This window comes from Roseibium sp. AWQ4_254 (genome assembly GCF_056161025.1).
The window spans coordinates 1-624 of sequence record NZ_JBSWYH010000098.1; the positions used below are offsets into that span (position 1 = coordinate 1).

A 624-nucleotide genomic window follows, 5' to 3' on the forward strand; every position below is an offset into this window, starting at 1 on the left:
CTGGCCTCCTTGTCCAGCCCTCAGCTTGAATCACTATTCACCACAAAAGGGAACCCAAGACGATTCAGACTTTTTGGGAAATGCTCTAGTCATAGTGGCTGAAACATGTACAAAATAAAGCGTCGCGCATACACCGATCACATCAGTCGGCATACCGCAGAGAATATCTGTCACGCGTTCGACTACGCTAAATATATTGGTAAGCCCCTTAACTTTTATGTAGTCATAAATTTCCGCGATCTATCCGATAGTCACTCACCCGTGGGGGCCTTTGAAGCGATCCGGCACAAGTGTCGCTGCTGGCTCTCCTACAAAAAGAAAAACGGCCAGCCATCCACGGAACCCATTTACGTCTACAGCCACGAGAACCCGACTGGCATGCCCCATGTTAATTGGGTGCTGCATATTCCGCATGGCTTAGAGGATGAGTTCCGAGCAAAACTCGATCAGTGGCTTGCCAAGGTGCTTGGGGGGATCGGGCACTACGATCTTGATATCCAGATTGTTGATCCGAAGTGAGCGTCCGCTGAACCCCAACTCCGCCGTTTCTTTCGTTTGCTCATCACGCGCCTTTAAGTGTCCATTTGCATAAGTGGACACTTAAGGCGCAAAATCGAAAAGCGG

The 624-nt window shown here is 49.7% G+C and carries 1 protein-coding gene; it reads left to right on the forward strand.

Features of this window, described 5'->3' with window-relative positions:
- Positions 1-105 precede the first annotated feature (105 nt).
- Entirely contained in the window at positions 106-519 is a 414-nt protein-coding gene (locus ACXAIC_RS24775) for a hypothetical protein (RefSeq protein ID WP_475187106.1), read from the forward strand.
- Positions 520-624 lie beyond the last annotated feature (105 nt).